This is a genomic window from Enterobacter sp. BRE11 (genome assembly GCF_031844285.1).
Classification (GTDB): domain Bacteria; phylum Pseudomonadota; class Gammaproteobacteria; order Enterobacterales; family Enterobacteriaceae; genus Pantoea.
Genome location: NZ_JAUZUX010000011.1, coordinates 142,778 through 158,679, shown reverse-complemented (window position 1 = coordinate 158,679; position 15,902 = coordinate 142,778). Strand labels below are relative to the sequence as shown.

13 protein-coding genes are annotated in these 15,902 nt (G+C 65.7%); 9 read left to right on the top strand and 4 right to left on the bottom strand.

The window, feature by feature from the left end:
• Nucleotides 1-164: 164 nt before the first annotated feature.
• From fes to Q9R34_RS13720, 3 genes are read left to right on the top strand one after another with little or no spacing between them, the layout of a single operon-like run.
• On the top strand, nt 165-1,376 hold the full coding sequence (gene fes / locus Q9R34_RS13730; protein WP_434124294.1) for an enterochelin esterase: 1,212 nt from the start codon (nt 165-167) through the stop codon (nt 1,374-1,376).
• A 40-nt stretch (nt 1,377-1,416) separates the two neighbouring features.
• Entirely contained in the window at nt 1,417-1,635 is a 219-nt protein-coding gene (locus Q9R34_RS13725) for an MbtH family protein (protein ID WP_434124293.1), read from the top strand.
• Entirely contained in the window at nt 1,628-5,557 is a 3,930-nt protein-coding gene (locus tag Q9R34_RS13720) for an amino acid adenylation domain-containing protein (protein WP_485894392.1), read from the top strand. Before Q9R34_RS13725 ends, Q9R34_RS13720 begins: the two co-directional genes overlap by 8 nt.
• 171 nt (nt 5,558-5,728) lie before the next feature.
• Here the strand turns inward: Q9R34_RS13720 and Q9R34_RS13715 are convergent, their stop codons facing one another.
• From Q9R34_RS13715 to fepD, 3 genes are read right to left on the bottom strand one after another with little or no spacing between them, the layout of a single operon-like run.
• Nucleotides 5,729-6,529 (bottom strand): ATP-binding cassette domain-containing protein, encoded by an 801-nt coding sequence (locus Q9R34_RS13715; protein WP_485894390.1) that lies wholly within the window; start codon nt 6,527-6,529, stop codon nt 5,729-5,731.
• The gene (gene fepG / locus Q9R34_RS13710) at nt 6,526-7,506 is read right to left on the bottom strand and encodes an iron-enterobactin ABC transporter permease (protein WP_485894388.1); all 981 of its coding nucleotides are present in this window, start codon (nt 7,504-7,506) and stop codon (nt 6,526-6,528) included. Before fepG ends, Q9R34_RS13715 begins: the two co-directional genes overlap by 4 nt.
• The gene (gene fepD, locus Q9R34_RS13705; RefSeq protein ID WP_434124288.1) at nt 7,503-8,492 is read right to left on the bottom strand and encodes a Fe(3+)-siderophore ABC transporter permease; all 990 of its coding nucleotides are present in this window, start codon (nt 8,490-8,492) and stop codon (nt 7,503-7,505) included. The genes fepG and fepD overlap by 4 nt, the downstream gene beginning before the upstream one ends.
• 144 nt (nt 8,493-8,636) lie before the next feature.
• On the opposite strand from fepD, the gene entS reads away from it, so the two are divergent.
• Entirely contained in the window at nt 8,637-9,887 is a 1,251-nt protein-coding gene (gene entS / locus Q9R34_RS13700; RefSeq protein WP_485894385.1) for an enterobactin transporter EntS, read from the top strand.
• On the opposite strand, the gene fepB is transcribed toward entS, so the two are convergent.
• Nucleotides 9,882-10,847: a Fe2+-enterobactin ABC transporter substrate-binding protein gene (fepB, locus tag Q9R34_RS13695; protein ID WP_485894383.1), complete on the bottom strand. Its 966-nt coding sequence runs from the start codon at nt 10,845-10,847 to the stop codon at nt 9,882-9,884. The two genes, entS and fepB, sit on opposite strands and share 6 nt — an antisense overlap.
• Nucleotides 10,848-11,024: 177 nt before the next feature.
• On the opposite strand from fepB, the gene Q9R34_RS13690 reads away from it, so the two are divergent.
• Genes Q9R34_RS13690 through Q9R34_RS13670 form a run of 5 tightly spaced genes read left to right on the top strand, consistent with a single transcriptional unit; the run spans nt 11,025 to nt 15,877 of the window.
• A complete protein-coding gene (locus Q9R34_RS13690; protein ID WP_485894381.1) occupies nt 11,025-12,203 on the top strand; it encodes an isochorismate synthase in 1,179 nt (392 codons plus the stop codon).
• 10 nt (nt 12,204-12,213) lie between these two features.
• Nucleotides 12,214-13,830: a (2,3-dihydroxybenzoyl)adenylate synthase gene (locus tag Q9R34_RS13685; protein ID WP_485894379.1), complete on the top strand. Its 1,617-nt coding sequence runs from the start codon at nt 12,214-12,216 to the stop codon at nt 13,828-13,830.
• Nucleotides 13,831-13,847: 17 nt separating this feature from the next.
• Complete coding sequence (locus Q9R34_RS13680; protein WP_485894377.1) at nt 13,848-14,699, top strand: isochorismatase family protein; 852 nt, start codon at nt 13,848-13,850, stop codon at nt 14,697-14,699.
• Nucleotides 14,699-15,457, top strand: a complete 759-nt coding sequence (gene dhbA, locus Q9R34_RS13675) for a 2,3-dihydro-2,3-dihydroxybenzoate dehydrogenase (RefSeq protein WP_434124281.1) — start codon at nt 14,699-14,701, stop codon at nt 15,455-15,457. Before Q9R34_RS13680 ends, dhbA begins: the two co-directional genes overlap by 1 nt.
• 3 nt (nt 15,458-15,460) lie before the next feature.
• A complete protein-coding gene (locus tag Q9R34_RS13670) occupies nt 15,461-15,877 on the top strand; it encodes a hotdog fold thioesterase (RefSeq protein WP_485894375.1) in 417 nt (138 codons plus the stop codon).
• Nucleotides 15,878-15,902 lie beyond the last annotated feature (25 nt).

The following is a 15,902-nucleotide window of genomic DNA, read 5'->3' as shown; positions in this document are numbered from 1 at the left end:
GGAACATCCGTCTGACAACACAGGCTGATGAGGCTGGCGGAACGCGCGCGCTCCTTGATGTCGGAGCGGGAAACACCCTATTGCAAATGCAAATAATTATCAATAGTATTCTTCATAACATCTGCGCACCTTCAGGTGCGCCTGGCCCAGTAAATAAGCGCTCTATGACGTGGTTAACCAACGAAACCGGCAGTGAATCCTGGTGGCGAACATTACAGCAGCAGGGGCTTCCCTTAATCGAACCCGCCGAGCGCGGCGAATGCGGCGTCACCTTTTTCTGGCGCGATCCGCAGGGAAGTGAAGCCACCTCCTCTATCCGTCGCGTCTGGATCAATATCACCGGCGTCACCGATCATCACCAGCGTGCCGCGCCCCGCTCGCTCAGCCGCCTCCCCGGCACCGACGTCTGGTTCTGGCGCACCCAGTTGCCTGCCAGCTGGCGCGGCAGCTACTGCCTGATGCCCGACAGCGATCCCGCCGACTTTGCAGGCGAGCCAGATATGGCGACGCTGCGCGCCTGGTGGCGCGAAAAATTCCCTACCGCCCAGGCGGATACGCTGAACCCGCAGCGCGGCTGGGCGGGCGGGCGCGGCATGCACGTCTCGCCGCTGCATCTGCCGGACGCGCCCGATCAGCGCGTCTGGCAGGCGGTCGACAGCGGTCGCGCGCCCGCGCTGCCGCTTCAGCACCATATCTGGCAGAGCGCGCGCCTCGGCAATCGCCGTTCGGTGTGGATCTACGCCACCGGCGAGGCCCAGCCGACCGAACGTCCGCTGGCGCTGCTGCTGGACGGCCAGTTCTGGGCAAACAGCATGCCGGTTGCCTGGCCGCTGCAGCAGCTCACCGACGCCGGCGAACTGCCGCCGGCGGTCTACGTCATGATCGACATCATCGACCGCGAGCACCGCAGCCGCGAACTGCCCTGCAATCCCGACTTCTGGCTGGCCCTGCAGGAGGAGCTGCTGCCGCAGCTGCAGGGCTGGGCGCCGCATCGCGTCAGCGCCGCCGAGACGCTGGTGAGCGGACAGAGCTTCGGCGGGCTGTCGTCCGTCTACGCCGCGCTTAACTGGCCGCACTGCTTCGGCGGCGCCATCAGCCTCTCCGGTTCGTTCTGGTGGCCGGAGCGCGGCCAGCCCAACGGCAGGCTGATCCAGCAGCTGCAGCAGGGCGACTACCGTCTCGCGCCGTCGCGCATCTATCTGGAAGCGGGACGCCGCGAACAGCTGATATTCAAAGCAAACCAGCAGCTTCAACAGGACCTGTCCGCCGCTGGGCATCAGGTCGTTTTTCATCCGGTCGACGGGGGCCACGACGCGCTGTGCTGGCGCGGCGGGCTGCTCAATGGACTGAAAGCAATGTGGCAACATCTTCTTTAAATCGCCTGGCTAGCCCGACTGTTGCGGGCAGGAGACCGATATGCAACCTAATCCCTTTGACGATCCGCAGCAGGATTGTCTCGTGCTGATCAACGATCGCCAGCAGTACAGCCTCTGGCCCGCTTTTCGCGCCCTGCCCGCGGGCTGGCGCAGCCTCTTCGGCCCGCAGCCGCAGGCGGAGTGCCTGAGCTGGCTCAACGCAAACTGGCGCGATATCCGCCCGGCCCACCCGAGCGCAAACCGGAGCGACCATGTCTGAGACGCTGATAAACTCACGCCATACTGACCAGAAAATCCTGCCGCTGGTAGCGGCGCAGCCCGGCATCTGGATGGCCGACCTGCTGTCGCAGCAGACTAACGCTTATGCGGTCGCGCACTTTGTCGAGCTGCGCGGCGAGCTGGACAGCGCGCTGCTGAGCAAGGCGATCGTCGCTGGAATGCAGGAGGCGGATACGCTAAACATGGCGTTCGGCGAGCTTGAGGGTGAGGCGGTGCAGTGGCCGTCGCCGCAAACCTTTCTCCTGCCTGAGATCGTCGACCTGCGTCAGCACGCCGATCCAGAGGCCGCTGCGCGCCATCTGATGCGCGTCGATATGGCTGGCGATCTGCGCGTGCTGAGCGGCGCGCCGCTGTGGCATCACCAGTTGATGCGGCTGGGAGAGCAGCGCTGGTTCTGGTATCAGCGCTATCATCATCTGGTGGTGGACGGCTTCAGCTTTACCGCCCTGACGCGCCGCATCGCTAACCTCTATACCGCGTGGATGCGCAACGAAACGCCGGAACCGACGCCTTTTACGCCCTTCAGCGAGGTGGTAGAGGAGTATCAGCGCTATCAGGCTTCGCCGAACTGGCAGCGGGATCGCGACTTCTGGCGCGAAAAGAGCGCGCAGCTGCCGCCGCCCGCCTCGATCTCTCCCCTGCCGCTGGCCGGACAGCGCGCCAGCACCGCGCTGCTGCGTCACACTTTCTCACTGGAGAGTGCGCGCTTTCAGACGCTGGTACAGCAGCTGGATGTCAGCGCGGCTGACGCCGCCTTTGCGCTGGTGGCGCTGTGGCTGGCGCGCCTGAGCGGCCAGAACGATTTCGCCGCCGGCTTTATCTTTATGCGCCGCATCGGCTCGGCGGCGCTCTGCGCCACCGGACCGGTGATTAACGTACTGCCGATGGCGGTGCATTACGATCCCGCCCAGCCGCTCGCCGCGCTGGCGCAGCAGCTGGCCGCGGAGGTGAAAAAGATGCGTCGCCATCAGCGCTTCGACGCCGAGCAGGTGCAGCGCGACGCCGGACGGCTCGGCGACGGCGATCCGCTCTACGGTCCGGTAATTAACCTGAAGATGTTCGACTATCAGCTCGATTTCAACGGGGTGGAGGGGATAACGCATCAGCTCGCCTCCGGGCCGGTGCGCGACCTCGAGATCGCGATCTACCTCAGCGAACAGGGCGCGCTGACGCTGGAGCTGCTGGCTAATGCGGAACGCTATCAGGAAACGACGCTGACGCAGCACGCCAGCCGTTTCGATCTGCTGCTGCGGCAGCTGGCGGCGCAGCCGGAGCGCCCCTGCGGCGAACTGGATCTGCTGACCGAGGCGGAACATCTGCAGCTGGAGAGCATCAATCAGACCGCGATGGCGCTGCCAGCGGCCACGCTCGACAGCCTGCTGCAGGCGCAGGCGCGGCGCACCCCGGACGCGCCCGCGCTGGCGGACGGTAGCCACCGGCTCAGCTACCGCGAGATGCGCCAGCAGGTCGAGGCGCTGGGACAGCAGCTGATCGCCAGCGGCGTGCGGCGCGGCGATATCGTCGCCGTGGCGCTGCCGCGCGCGGTCTTTCTCTCGCTGGCGCTGCAGGCGATCCTCAGCGTCGGCGCCACTTACCTGCCGCTGGATACCGGCTATCCCGACGACCGTCTGCAAATGATGCTGGAGGACGCCGCGCCGAAGACGCTGATCGTCAGCCGCGCGCTGGCGACGCGCTTCGCCGCTCTTTCGCCGGTTGCTCCGCTCTTCTACGACGCGCTGCTGCCCGACGTCGCCGCGCCCGCGCCTGGGCAGCCGCCGCGCCCGCAGGACGGCGCCTATCTTATTTATACCTCCGGCTCGACCGGCCGTCCCAAAGGCGTGCTGGTCGGCCATGAGGCCATCGTCAACCGTCTGCTGTGGATGCAGGCGAGCTACCCGCTCGATGCCACAGATGTAGTGCTGCAAAAGACCCCCAGCAGCTTCGACGTCTCGGTCTGGGAATTTTTCTGGCCGCTGATGACCGGCGCGCAGCTGGTGATGGCGCCGCCGGAGGCGCACCGCGATCCCGACGCGCTTCAGCAGCTTTTTGCGCGCTATCGCGTCACCACCACCCACTTTGTGCCCTCGATGCTGGCGGCCTTCGTCGCCTCATTGCAGGACGAGGATGCGGTGGCGCGCTGCGCCAGCCTGCGCCGCGTCTTCTGCAGCGGCGAAGCGCTGCCGGCCGATCTGTCGCGCCAGTGGGAAGCGCTGACTCAGACGCCGCTGCATAATCTTTATGGCCCGACCGAAGCGGCGGTAGACGTCAGCTACTATCCCGCCTTCGGCCCGGCGCTGGCGGCGGTAGAGGGCGCCAGCGTGCCGATCGGCTTCCCGGTCTGGAACACCGGCCTGCGCATCCTCGACGCGCGCCTGCAGCCGGTTCCGCCAGGCGTCGCGGGCGATCTCTATCTTACCGGCGTGCAGCTGGCGCACGGCTATCTCGATCGTCCCGATCTCACCGCCAGCCGTTTCGTCGCCGATCCGTTCGGCGACGGCACGCGCATGTACCGTACCGGCGACGTGGCGCGCTGGCTGGCGAACGGCGCGGTGGAATATCTGGGCCGCAGCGACGATCAGCTGAAGATCCGCGGCCAGCGCATCGAGCTGAACGAAATCGATCATGCGCTGGCGGCGCTGCCCGGCGTGCAGCAGGCGGTGACGCACGCGGTGGTGCTGGGCAGCGCCGACGCGCAGCAGGGCGACGCGCGCCAGCTGGTGTGCTATGTGGTGGCAGAGCGGCCGATTGACGCCGAAGCGATGCGCGCTGCGCTGGCGCAGCAGCTACCGGCGCATATGGTGCCGGTGGCGATCGTCGCGCTGGAGGCGCTGCCGCTCAGCAGCAACGGCAAGCTGGATCGCAAGGCCCTGCCGCTGCCGCAAAGCCGTACGGGCGAAGGCGGTCGCGCGCCGCTGCCGGGGCTGGAGACGCAGCTGGCTCAGGCGTTCGCCGCGCTGCTGGAACGCGATGCGGTCGGCGCGCAGGAGGATTTCTTCGCCCTCGGCGGCCACTCGCTGCTGGCAATGCGGCTGGCGGCGCAGCTGCGGCGCCAGCTGAAGCAGCCGGTTTCCGTCGGCCAGATTATGGTCGCCTCGACGGTGGAGAAGCTGGCGGCCCTGCTGAGCGATGCGCAGACCGCGCAGACCGCCGGTTTTGAGCCGGTGCTGCCGCTGCGCCTCGGCAGCGGACCCACGCTGTTCTGCTTCCATCCGGCGTCGGGCTTCGCCTGGCAGTTCAGCATTCTGCAACGTTATCTGGACGCGCGCTGGTCTATCGTCGGCATTCAGTCGCCCGACGCCAGCGGCCCGCTGAATCAGGCGACGCATCTGGATGAGGTGTGCGACGCGCATCTCGCCACGCTGCGACAGCATCAGCCGCAGGGCCCTTACTATTTCCTCGGCTATTCGCTGGGCGGCACGCTGGCGCAGGGCATCGCCGCGCGGCTGGAGGCGCTCGGCGAAGAGGTGGCGTTCCTCGGCCTGCTTGATACCTGGCCGCCGGAGACGCAGAACTGGGATGAGCAGCGCGGCGAGAACCAGCTTGATCCGGCGGTGTTGGAGGAAGTTAACCGCGAGCGCGAGCAGTTTGTCGCCGCGCAGCGTCAGCAGGCGGGCGAAGGGTTAGAGGCGATGTTCGACGCCATCGAGGCCAACTACGCCAGCTCGGTGCGGCTGCTGGCGACGGCGCGTAGCGCGCGCTTCGGCGGTCGCGCCACGCTGTTCCTCGCCACCGAGACGCAGCAGCCGGGCCAGGATGCGCGTCGCGCCTGGGCGCCCTATGTCGGCGAGCTGGAGGTGCGGCCGCTGGCGTGCGCCCACGTCGAGATTATCTCGCCGCGCATGTTCGAGCAGATCGGACCGCAGTTGCAGCAATTGCTGATGGTGTTTTCTAAAGGCAGCTGATTAGCTCGAAAAGCGGATGGTATGGCCCGGAGAGCAAAGCGTCCCGCGACAGGGATGTCGCGGGCCGAGCGAGCAGGGATGCGTAAAGCGACTTTGCGATCGGGCCATATCATCCGCTTTGGCACCTCTCTCCTAAACCATCCCTATTCAGTGCGGGTTTTAGCCAGCGCCTCAGCTGCGCCCGCGTCCCAGCGGCACAATCATCGGCGTATGCGCCACCGGATCCTCAACGATAACGCAGCGCAGGCCGTAGACCGCCTCAATCAATTCCGGCGTAACAATCTTCGACGGCCTGCCCTCGGCGACAATCTGGCCGCTGCGCATCGCGATGAGATGCGTGGCGTAGCGGCACGCCTGATTCAGATCGTGCAGCACCACCACCAGCGTGCGGCCATGCTGCTGATTGAGATCCTGCATCAGCTCCAGCAGTTCGATTTGATGGGTAATATCGAGCCAGGTCGTGGGCTCGTCCAGCAGCAGCAGCGGCGTCTGCTGCGCCAGCACCATGGCGATCCAGACGCGCTGGCGCTGACCGCCGGAAAGCTGATCGACCGGCTGCGCGGCAATATCCGCCACGCCGGTTGCCTGCATCGCCTGCTGCACCGCCGCCTCATCCTCGTCGCGCCAGCGGCCGAACAGTGGCTGATGCGGATAGCGCCCGCGCGCCACCAGCTCGCTGACGCTGATGCCGGAGGGGGTCTGCGAACTCTGCGGCAGCAGGCCGAGACGCCGCGCCACCTCTTTAGTGGAGAGGCGCGAAATCGCCTCGCCGTCGAGCAGCACCTGCCCCTGCAGCGGCGGCGCCAGGCGACTCAGCGCGCGCAGCAGCGTCGATTTGCCGCAGGCGTTGGGGCCGATGATCACCGTCAGTTCGCCATCCGGAATCGCGACCGACAGCCCTTCAGCCACAATCTTCTTCTCGTAGCCCAGCGTCAGCGCCTCGCCCTGCAGGCGCGCAATCCTCTCTGTCATTGGCGTCGCGCCTCCCTGACCAGTAGTGCAATCAAATAAAGCCCGCCAAGGCTGACGGTAATCACGCCGACCGGCAGCTGATAGGGCAGGAAAAGATGCTGCGCCGCATAGTCCGCCGCCAGCAGCAGCAGTGCGCCGCACAGCGCCGCCAGCGGCAGCGGGCCTTTAATGCCGCCACACAGACGACGAGCAATCTGCGGCGCCAGCAGGGCGACAAATGAAATGGGACCGGCCAGCGCGGTGGAGGCGGCGGTCAGCACCACGCCGAGCAGCATCAGCCACAGCCGGCTGCGCTCCACCGGCACGCCCAGCGCGCAGGCGGTGTCGTCGCCCATCTCCAGCAGGCGCATCCGCCGCGCCAGCAGCGCGGTCAGCAGCAGCGCCGCCGCCAGCACGACGACCACCGGCGCGGTTTTCGCCCAGGTGATGCCGTTAAGCGATCCGGCGCTCCACAGCCCGGCGCTGAGCGCCGCCTCCAGCGAGGCGCTGATAATCAGCCAGCCGTTGAGCGCCATCAGCAGCGCACGCACGCTGATGCCGACGATAATCAGCCGGAAGGTCTCTACGCCGTTGCGCCAGGCGAACAGGTACACCACGCCAGCGGTCAGCACGCCGCCCAGCAGCGCCGCCAGCGTCATCGCCTCGCTGTTCTGCTGAAACAGCACCAGCGCCACCAGTACGCCGCTATAGGCGCCGGTATTGAAGCCGAGAATATCGGGGCTGCCGAGCGGGTTGCGCAGCAGCGACTGAAAAATTGCGCCGCTCACCCCGAGCGCCGCGCCGAGCAGCAGCGCCATCGCCACGCGCGGCAGTCGCCACTCCAGCACGATCAGCTGAAGGTTGCGCGCCCCCTCGCCGGTGACCAGCTGCCAGAGCTGCGCGCCCGTCACCGGCAGCGCGCCGCGCGTGACGCCAAAAAAGGCCAGCAGCGCGCAGGCCGCTAGCAGCCAGATGGCGTGCATCATTGCCCGACTCATACCTGCCCTCTCCCCAGCTTGCGGCGCACCAGCACGATCAGCATCGGCGCGCCGATCAGCGCGGTGACTACCGAGACGCGCAGTTCGCCCGGCACCATCAGGCGCCCCAGAATATCGGCGCTCAGCAGCAGACAGGGGGTGATCAGCAGCGTGCCGGGCAGCATCCAGCGGTGGTCGTTGCCCCACAGCCAGCGGGCCAGATGCGGCGTCATCAGCCCGACAAAGGCGACAGGGCCGACGGCGGCCGTGGCGGCGCCGCTCAGCAGGGCGATAGCCAGCAGTCCGAGCAGTTGGGTACGCGCCACGCGCGTGCCGAGCGCCGTCGCCAGGTCGCCGCCCATGCTCAGGGTATTGAGCGCGCGCGCCAGCAGCAGCGCGATCAGCGCGCCGACCGCCACCGCTGGCCAGGTGGCGCGCAGCACGGCAGCGCTGCGAATATCCAGCGAGCCGCTGTGCCAGAAGCGCAGATGATCGTAAATATCGGGGTTAAGGAGAGACAGTCCGGATGTCAGCCCCTCCAGCACCGCGCCGAGCGCCACGCCAGCCAGGGTCAGGCGCACCGGATTAACGCGGCCGCCGCCGAGCGCGCCGGTCAGCGCCACCAGCAGCGACGCCAGCAGTGCGCCGACGAAGGCGAAGCCGAGCCAGTCGGCCGGCGAATCCGCGCCGAACAGGGCGATACCCAGCACCACGGCGAAGCCTGCGCCCGCGTTGACGCCGAGAATGCCGGGATCGGCGAGCGGATTGCGCGTCAGGCTCTGCATCAGCGCGCCCGCCAGCCCGAGCGCACCGCCCGCCAGCAGACCGGCAAGGGTGCGCGGCAGACGCGCTTCGCGCACGATAACGCAGTCGGCGCTGCCGCAGTGGGTCGTCAGGGCAAGGGAAACATCATGAATGGCGATCGATTTGGCGCCGAGCATCAGGCTGAGCGCGAGCAGGAGCAACAGCAGCACTCCTGAGGCGGCTATTGCGGAGAGTTGGCGCATAACGTTCCGAACCTTCACTGTTCACTGACGCAGCGAACGCGTCAATTTGATAATGATACTTGTTATCGTTATTACTCGTATTTTTGTATGTTACCATGATTCGCCTCAACCGTAGCGAGGAAAACCGCAGCAAAAGGCGACGCAATGAACAAACCCTCCCATCTCATCGATCTCAGCCTGTTGAAGACGCACCCCGCTTTTCGCGCCGTCTTTATCGCCCGTTTTATCTCTATCGTCGCGCTCGGCATGCTGGCCGTCGCCGTGCCGGTGCAGATCCAGCAGCTGACGCATTCGCCTGCGCTGGTGGGGCTTGCGGTCACCCTGGCAGGTGCAGGCATGTTCGTCGGACTGCTCACCGGCGGCGTGCTGGCAGATCGCTACGAGCGCAAACGGCTGATCCTGATTGCGCGATCCACCTGCGGCCTCGGCTTCGTGGCGCTGGCCGTTAACGCCTCGCTGCCGACCCCATCGGTCAGCGCGGTCTTTTTGCTCGGCCTGTGGGATGGCTTCTTCGGCGCAATCGGCGTCACGGCGCTGCTGGCGGCGACGCCAGCGCTGGTAGGGCGCGAAAACCTGATGCAGGCGGGCGCCATTACCATGCTCACGGTGCGCTTCGGCGCGATTCTTTCGCCCGCCGTCGGCGGCCTGGTGCTGGCGCACGGCGGCGCGGCGTGGAACTACGGCCTCGCCGCCCTGGGCACGCTGCTCACCGTGCTGACCCTGCTGCGGCTGCCCGTGATGCCGCCGCCGCCGCAGCCGCGCGAACATCCGCTGCGGGCACTCGCCAGCGGCGTGCAGTTTTTGTTTGCCGCGCCGCTGGTCGGCATGGCGGCGCTGATCGGCGCGCTGGTAACCCTGGCGAGCGCGGTGCGCGTGCTCTATCCGGCGCTGGCGCCGCACTGGCAGGTCAGCCTCGATGAGCTGGGCCTGATGTACGCCGCCGTGCCGCTCGGCGCGGCGCTGGGGGCGCTGACCAGTGGGCGGCTGGCGCAGACGCCGCAGCCAGGCAAGGTGATGTTAGCCAGCGCCGTCGCCGCTTTCCTCGCGCTTGGCGCCTTCAGCCTGATGCCGCAGTTTGCCCTCGGCCTGGCCTGCCTGGCGGCGTTCGGCTACTGCAGCGCCGTTAACAGCCTGGTGCAGTACCAGCTGATCCAGTCGCTGACGCCCGATGCGCTGCTGGGGCGCATCAACAGCCTCTGGACGGCGCAGAACGTCACCGGCGATGCGATCGGCGCGGCGATGATCGGCGCGCTGGGGTCATGGCTGCTGCCGCAGCAGGCCGCCGCGCTGTTCGGTTTCGGCGCGGCGCTGCTGGGAGGCGTGATGTGGATGCTGATGGCGAAGCTGCGACGCTATCAACCGCCAGCGCCCACGCTGGCGGAAGAGGCGTCATGATTTAACAAACAGCTGCGCCAGACGCGTCAGCAGATGGCTGGCGCTGTAGTAGTCAAGACGGAAGGTGTCGGCCCCTAGCGCGTAAACCTGCTGCTGCTTCACCGCCGCGGTTTGCGCCAGGAAGGGGTTCTGCATCAGCTGTTTCGCCCCTTGCTCCTCTGCGGCGAACAGCAGGAAGGTATTGCCGTTCAGGCCGCTGGCGACGTTCTCGCCGGAGAGCTGAATAATATCTTTGCGCTGCCCCATGCTGTGCGTCTGCTGCAGATCCGCAGGCGGCACGGCGAGCGTAAAGCCGAGCTGCTCCAGCAGCTTGCCCTGCGCTGATTCGCGGGTCCACAGGTTTACCGCGCGGCCGCCGCCGTTAAACACCATGGCGGAAACGGGCTGCGGCGGCAGCGTGATTTTCTGCTTCAGCGCCGCCTCCTGCGCATCGAACGCCTTCACGCGCGCCGCTGCCTCCGCCTCGTGGCCGGTCGCTTCGCCGAGCAGCGTCACCAGCTGCTGCCAGCTTTTATCGTCATAGTTCACCACCAGCGTCGGCGCGATAGCCGAGAATTGATCCACCAGCTTGAGCGCGGAGTCGTTGCCGGTCGCGCTGACGATAATCAGATCCGGCGCTTCGGCGGCCACCGCTTCGGCGCTCGGCTCGCCAATATAGAGCCGCTTGAGATTTTTACGCTTCGCGACGTCGCTCCACTGACGGAAAAAGCCCTGCGCGTCCGCCAGTCGGCTGCCCGGCGCGGTCGCCCCGCTGGCGATGACCGGCGCGTCGATCGCCAGCAGCGAGCCGGTCAGGGTGACGCTGGTAGAGACGATGCGCTGCGGCGCGTTCTCCAGCGTGACGCTGCCGCCGACGCTTTGCAGCGTGCGCGGCCAGCCGCCTTCAGCGCGCGCCTCCGGGTGAGCCAGCACGGTCATGAAAGCCAGCGCGGCCACCGTGGTAAAAATCCGCTTAAACATAAGATTCAGTCCACTTTTTACTGTAATCCAACCTTCTGTCACCTCTACGCATCACGCTGAGATCGCACGCTCACTGCCGCGAATTTATTGACACTCCAGCCTAATCAACGTAGGTTACAGAACCACAATACAAATGATAATCATTATTAGTTATCTTATCATTTATAGGTGAAAATTATGGTGGAAACGTTGACGTTTGGAAATCCCCTGCTTGAGGATTTCTCCGCGCTGTGCCGGGGATTTATCTTCACCTCCCCGTGGCGCAGTATCGCTACGCAAGGCTGCTACACCACGATCGCCGCGCCGGCGGTCGATGGCGACGCGCTAAACGGCGACTTTCAACAGCAGCTGCGATGCCACTTCGCATCGGCAAAAAAACAGGGCATCGCCCACCCAGTCCTGGTCGGCGCCATCCCCTTCGACGTCAGCCAGCCCGCCGCGCTGTTTATTCCGGAATCGCATCAGACTTTTAACCGCGCCGATCTTCAGGCTGCGCTGCCCGCCGTTCAGGCGCCGCTGCCGCAGATACGCCGCCGCGCCGCCATGCCGGAGCACGCGGTGTTTACCGCCATGGTGGCAGAGGCCGTGGCCGCTACGCAGCGCGGCGAGCTGGATAAAGTCGTGCTGTCGCGCCTGATGGATATCGTGACGGAGCAGCCGGTGGATATCGCTGCGCTGATGCAGCGCATCGTGGCGCAAAACCCGAACAACTATCACTTTCACCTGCCGCTGCCGCAGGGCGGCTCGCTGGTAGGCGCCAGCCCGGAGCTGATGCTGCGTAAAGAGGGGCGTGATTTCCGCTCCTGTCCGCTGGCTGGCTCTGCGCGACGCGACGCCGACGCGCAGCGCGACAGGGCCGCGGGCGACGCCCTGATGCAATCAGCGAAAGATCGCCACGAGCATAAGCTAGTGACTGACGCGATGCGCGCGGTGCTGCAGCCGCGCAGCCGCCTGCTCTCGGTGCCCGCGACCCCTTCTCTGCTGACCACCGCCACGCTGTGGCATCTGGCGACGCAGATTGACGGTGAGGCGCTCGATGAGCAGGAGAATGCGCTGTCGCTCGCCTGTCTGCTGCATCCGACGCCAGCGCTGAGCGGCTTCCCGCACGCGCGCGCGCAGCAGCTGATCCAGACGCTGGAGCCGTTTGACCGCCGTCTGTTCGGCGGCATCGTCGGCTGGTGCGACGAGCAGGGCAACGGCGAATGGGTTGTGACTATCCGCTGCGGCACTGTGCACGGCGCGCGCGTGCGCCTGTTCGCTGGCGCGGGCATCGTGGCCGATTCGCAACCGGAATCAGAATGGCGCGAGACGGGTGTCAAACTCGACACCATGCTGCGCGCTTTTGGACTGCAATAAAGGAAATACCATGTCGATCCCCTACCATCGCTGGCCAGACGATCTGGCGGCGCGCTACCGCGAGAAAGGCTACTGGCTGGATGTGCCGATGACCGATATCCTGGCGCGCCATGAAAACAGCGACGCTATCGCCGTTATCGAAGGCGATCTGCAGCTGAGCTACCGTCAGCTGGCGCAGCGCAGCGACAACCTCGCCGCGGCGCTGCAGCGCCGCGGGCTGAAAAACGGCGACACCGCGCTGGTGCAGCTCGGCAACGTCGCCGACTTCTACGTCACCGTTTTCGCCCTGTTCAAGCTGGGCGTCGCGTCGGTCTACGCGCTGTTCAGCCACCAGCGCACCGAGCTGCAATCCTACGCCGCGCAGATCGAACCTGCGCTGCTGATCGCCGATCGCCGCCATGGGCTGTTCGCCGACGACCGCTTTATCGACGCGCTGTGCGCCGATTGTCCGTCGCTGCGGCAGGTGATCCTGCGCAACGACAGCCAGCCGGAAAACGGGCTGGAAGCGCTGATGGCGGAGGCCGCGAACGCTTTTCAGCCGACGCCGACCGCCGCCGACGAAGTGGCGTTTTTCCAGCTCTCCGGCGGTAGCACCGGCACGCCGAAGCTGATCCCGCGCACCCACAACGACTACTACTACAGCATCCGCGCCAGCGACGAGATCTGCGCGGTCACCGCCGACACGCGCTATCTGATCGCCCTGCCCGCGCCGCATAATTTTGCGATGAGTTCCCCTGGCGCGCTGGGCGTCTTCTACGCGGGCGGCCAGGTGATTCTGGCCGAGGATCCCAGCGCGACGAACTGCTTCCCGCTAATCGAAAAACACCAGGTCACTGACACCGGCCTGGTGCCGCCCGCCGTCAGCCTGTGGCTGCAGGCGATTCAGGAGTGGGGCAGCAACCGGGCGCTGGCGTCGCTGCAGCGGATGCAGGTCGGCGGCGCCAAACTGGGCGAGACGCTGGCGACGCGCATTCAGAGCGAGATCGGCTGCCGGCTGCAGCAGGTGTTCGGTATGGCGGAAGGGCTGGTGAACTACACCCGGCTTGACGACGATGAGCGCACCATTCTCACCACTCAGGGACGTCCGATTTCGCCGGACGATGAGGTCTGGGTAGCCGACGAGAATGGCGATCCGCTGCCGACCGGCGCCATCGGCCGCCTGATGACGCGCGGTCCCTATACCTTCCGCGGCTACTACAACAGCCCGGCGCACAACGCCGCCAGCTTCGACGCCGACGGTTTTTACTGCTCGGGCGATCTGATCGAGATTAACCCGCAGGGCTACATCACCGTACAGGGACGCGAGAAAGATCAGATTAACCGCGGCGGCGAAAAGATCGCTGCCGAGGAGATCGAAAACCTGCTGCAGCGCCATGCGGACGTGATCCATGCGGCTCTGGTATCGATGCATGACGAGCTGATGGGCGAAAAAAGCTGCGCCTTTATCGTCGCGCGCCAGCCGCTCAAGCCGGTGGCGCTGCGCCGCCATCTGCGCGAGCTGGGCGTCGCCGAATATAAGCTGCCTGACCGTATTACCTGCGTAGATGCGCTGCCGCTGACGCCCGTCGGCAAAGTAGACAAGAAACGCCTGCGCCAACAGCTTGCCGATCAACAAGCGCAAGCCTGACCTGTTCCGGAGATTTTATGGCTATTCCAAAACTGACCTCATATTCGCTGCCTGCCGCCGCCGAGCTGCCCGCCAACAAGGTGAAATGGACGCTGGAGCCGCAGCGCGCCGCTCTGCTGATTCACGATATGCAGGCCTACTTTCTTAACTTCTGGGGCGAAAACAGCCCGCTGGTCAATCAGGTGGTGGAAAACATCGCCCGCCTGCGCGCCTGGTGCAAGTCGCAGGGCATCCCGGTGTTCTACACCGCGCAGCCTGACCAGCAGAGCGATGAAGATCGCGCGCTGCTGAACGATATGTGGGGGCCGGGCCTGAACAAACATCCCGAGCAGCAGAAGATTGTCGATGCGCTGGCGCCCGACGCCGAGGATCAGGTGCTGACCAAGTGGCGCTACAGCGCCTTTGTCCGCTCGCCGCTGGAGTCAATTCTGCAGGAGATGGGACGCGATCAGCTGATCATCACCGGCGTGTACGCCCACATCGGCTGTCTCACCACCGCGATCGATGCCTTTATGCGCAACATCCAGCCCTTTATGGTGGCGGATGCGCTGGCGGACTTTAGCCGCGAGGAACATATGATGGCGCTGACCTATACCGCCGGACGCAGCGGCAAAGTGGTGATGACCGCAGATGTGATGACGCTGCCGCTCAGCAAGGAGGAGCTGCGCGCGCTGGTTCTGCCGCTGCTGGAAGACGATGACGTGCCGGAAGATGATGAGAACCTGATCGACTACGGTCTCGATTCCGTGCGCATGATGGCGCTGGCGGCGCGCTGGCGTCAGGCGCACGACGATATCGACTTTGTCAGCCTGGCGAAAAATCCCACTATCAACGGCTGGTGGGCGCTGCTGTCACGGGAGCCTGCATAATGAGCCAGCGCTTCGACTTCAGCGGTAAACAGGTGTGGGTAACCGGCGCAGGCCAGGGCATCGGCTACTGCACCGCGCTCGCCTTTCACGCCGCGGGCGCGCAGGTTCAGGGCTTCGATCTGCGCTTTCACGACCTCGACTACCCTTTCGCCTGCCATACGCTTGACGTGGCCGATGCAGGACAGGTGAAAACGGTGTGCCAGCGCCTGCTGGCGCAGCAGCCGCGCCTCGACGTGCTGGTGAACGGCGCGGGCATCCTGCGTATCGGCGCCACCGACGAGATTTCCGCCGCGGATTTCCAGGCCTGTCTGGCGGTCAATGTGGGCGGCGCCTTCAATATGTTCCAGCAGACGCTGCCGGTATTTCGCCAGCAGCGTGCAGGCGCCATCGTCTCTGTCGCCTCTAACTCGGCGCACGCGCCGCGTATCGGTATGTCGGCCTACGGCGCCTCGAAAGCCGCGCTGCGCAGCCTGACCCTGACGGTCGGGCTGGAGATGGCACCCTATGGCGTGCGCTGCAATATCGTCTCGCCCGGCTCGACCGACACCGAGATGCAGCGCAGCCTGTGGCATACGCCGACCGCCGAGCAGGAGATGATCGACGGCTTCCCGGATCAATATAAGCTGGGGATCCCGCTGCGGAAGATCGCCACGCCGCAGGAGATCGCCCATAACGTGCTGTTCCTCGCCTCGGATCTCGCCAGCCACGTCGCGCTGCAGGATATCGTGGTGGACGGCGGCGCGACGCTGGGAGCCTGACCGATGGCGATCTGGAAACGCGCGACCGATCTCGACGCGCTGAACGCTATCGGTGAAAATTCGCTGGTGGCGCATATCGGCATCCGCTTTACCGCTATCGGCGACGATTACCTGGAGGCGGTTATGCCGGTCGATGCGCGCACCCATCAGCCGTTCGGCCTGCTGCACGGCGGCGCGTCGGTGGTGCTGGCGGAGTCGATGGGCTCGATCGCCGGCTATCTCTGCACCGAAGAGGGGAAAAGCGTGGTGGGCATCGAGGTCAACGCCAGCCATCACCGCCCGGTCTCCAGCGGCGAAGTGCGCGGCATCTGCCGTCCGCTGCATATCGGCTCACGCAATCAGGTGTGGCAGATTGAGATCCGCAACGCGCGCGGCCAGCTCTGCTGTTCGTCGCGCCTGACGGTGGCGGTGTTGGGGTAATGAAAAAGGGACAGCTTTCGCTGTC

What these genes read in the sequence shown, in the direction of transcription:
- fes (WP_434124294.1), top strand. Translation starts at nt 165, where the DNA reads ATGACGTGGTTAACCAACGAAACCGGCAGTGAATCCTGGTGGCGAACA.
- Q9R34_RS13725 (WP_434124293.1), top strand. Translation starts at nt 1,417, where the DNA reads ATGCAACCTAATCCCTTTGACGATCCGCAGCAGGATTGTCTCGTGCTG.
- Q9R34_RS13720 (WP_485894392.1), top strand. Translation starts at nt 1,628, where the DNA reads ATGTCTGAGACGCTGATAAACTCACGCCATACTGACCAGAAAATCCTG.
- Q9R34_RS13715 (WP_485894390.1), bottom strand. Translation starts at nt 6,529, where the DNA reads ATGACAGAGAGGATTGCGCGCCTGCAGGGCGAGGCGCTGACGCTGGGC.
- fepG (WP_485894388.1), bottom strand. Translation starts at nt 7,506, where the DNA reads ATGAGTCGGGCAATGATGCACGCCATCTGGCTGCTAGCGGCCTGCGCG.
- fepD (WP_434124288.1), bottom strand. Translation starts at nt 8,492, where the DNA reads ATGCGCCAACTCTCCGCAATAGCCGCCTCAGGAGTGCTGCTGTTGCTC.
- entS (WP_485894385.1), top strand. Translation starts at nt 8,637, where the DNA reads ATGAACAAACCCTCCCATCTCATCGATCTCAGCCTGTTGAAGACGCAC.
- fepB (WP_485894383.1), bottom strand. Translation starts at nt 10,847, where the DNA reads ATGTTTAAGCGGATTTTTACCACGGTGGCCGCGCTGGCTTTCATGACC.
- Q9R34_RS13690 (WP_485894381.1), top strand. Translation starts at nt 11,025, where the DNA reads ATGGTGGAAACGTTGACGTTTGGAAATCCCCTGCTTGAGGATTTCTCC.
- Q9R34_RS13685 (WP_485894379.1), top strand. Translation starts at nt 12,214, where the DNA reads ATGTCGATCCCCTACCATCGCTGGCCAGACGATCTGGCGGCGCGCTAC.
- Q9R34_RS13680 (WP_485894377.1), top strand. Translation starts at nt 13,848, where the DNA reads ATGGCTATTCCAAAACTGACCTCATATTCGCTGCCTGCCGCCGCCGAG.
- dhbA (WP_434124281.1), top strand. Translation starts at nt 14,699, where the DNA reads ATGAGCCAGCGCTTCGACTTCAGCGGTAAACAGGTGTGGGTAACCGGC.
- Q9R34_RS13670 (WP_485894375.1), top strand. Translation starts at nt 15,461, where the DNA reads ATGGCGATCTGGAAACGCGCGACCGATCTCGACGCGCTGAACGCTATC.